This is a genomic window from Rhodococcus sp. T7 (genome assembly GCF_009872365.1).
Taxonomy (GTDB): Bacteria; Actinomycetota; Actinomycetes; order Mycobacteriales; family Mycobacteriaceae; genus Rhodococcus_F.
The window spans coordinates 1-1,622 of record NZ_WXYH01000207.1 but is presented as its reverse complement, the minus strand read 5'-3'; the positions used below and the strand labels follow the sequence as shown (position 1 = coordinate 1,622).

The 1,622-nt window shown below is 63.1% G+C and carries 1 protein-coding gene; it reads left to right on the top strand.

Annotation, left to right across the window (positions count from 1 at the left end):
- Positions 1-1,622, top strand: a 1,622-nt coding sequence (locus MLGJGCBP_RS19475) for a non-ribosomal peptide synthetase (protein WP_160097629.1), incomplete at both ends; no start/stop codon positions are given.

The following is a 1,622-nucleotide window of genomic DNA, read 5'->3' as shown; positions in this document are numbered from 1 at the left end:
CCGGATGCGGTGGCGGTGCGGTTCGATGGTCGGTCGGTCTCGTACCGGGAACTCGACGAGCAGTCGTCGCGGTTGGCGCGACTGTTGATCGCACGCGGCACCGGCCCTGAGGATGTGGTCGCGGTTGCTGTTCCACGGTCGGTGGAGTCCGTGGTGGCAGTGTGGGCTGTCGCGAAAGCCGGTGCTGCGTTTTTGCCCGTCGATCCGCGATACCCTGGGGATCGCGTTCTGCATATGGTGACCGATTCGACTGCGGTGGTGGGGATTACCACGACCGCCGAGCGCGGTGACCTGCCGGACGCGGTGTTCTGGATCGCGATCGATGACCTTCCTCGTGTCGAGGGTGTCTCCAGCGGCGCTGTACCCGATTCGGATCGAGTGCGTGGATTGTTGCCGCAGCACCCGGCGTACGTGATTTACACCTCTGGGTCGACGGGCCGCCCGAAGGGTGTGGTGGTGACACATTCCGGGCTGGCGAATTTTGCGGCCGAACAGGTTCAACGGTTCGGTTTGAGTCCGTCGTCGCGGACGCTGCATTTCGCGTCCCCGAGTTTCGATGCGTCGGTGCTCGAGTTCATGTTGGCGTTCGCTGCCAGATCGACGATGGTGATTGCTCCGCCGTTGGTATTTGGTGGAGCCGAGCTCTCGGAATTGCTTGCCGGGGAGCGGGTCAGCCATGCATTTGTCACTCCCGCGGCGTTGGCGTCAGTGGATCCTGCAGGTCTGGACGAACTCGAGGTGGTGGTAGTCGGCGGTGAGGCGTGCTCGTCGGAGTTGGTGTCCAGGTGGGCACCCGGCCGTCTCTTGTTCAACGCGTATGGTCCGACCGAGGCGACTGTGGCCTCGAACATCAGTGATGCGTTGATTCCGGCCGGGCCGGTGACGATTGGACGCCCGATTCGCGGAGTGTCGGCGTTTGTGTTGGATTCGCGGCTGAATCCGGTGCCGAAGGGTGTGGCTGGTGAGTTGTATCTTGCCGGTGACGCGTTGGCTCGTGGCTATCGCGGGCGTCCAGGATTGACTGCTGAGCGATTTGTCGCGAATCCCCTCGGTGAGGCGGGTTCCCGGTTGTATCGCACGGGTGATGTGGTGCGGTGGACCTCGGGATTGGATCTCGAGTATGTGGGGCGCTCGGACTTTCAGGTGAAGGTGCGTGGTTTCCGGATCGAGCTCGGTGAGATCGATGCGGCGATGGTGGCGCATCCGAGTGTGGATTTCTCGGTCACGGTCGGCCGGGACCTGCCGTCGGGCGCGACTGCGTTGGTTTCCTATGTGCTTGCGGTGGTCGATGAGGTGATCGATACCGCGGGATTGCTCGAGTTCGTGGGTCGGACATTGCCGAGCTACATGGTGCCGTCGGCGGTGATGGTGCTCGACGAAATTCCGTTGGGTGCGAGTGGGAAGTTGGATCGGACGGCCCTCCCGGCGCCGGTGTTCGAGACGAAGGTGTTCAAGGCGCCGGCGACAGGCACCGAGCATCTCATCGCGGAGGTGTTCGCGGATGTGCTTGGTCTCGAGCATGTGGGTGCAGACGAGTCGTTCTTTGCGCTGGGTGGGGACTCGATTGTCTCGATTCAGTTGGTCTCGCGGGCGAAGGCGCGGGGTGTGGTGTTCTCTCCGCG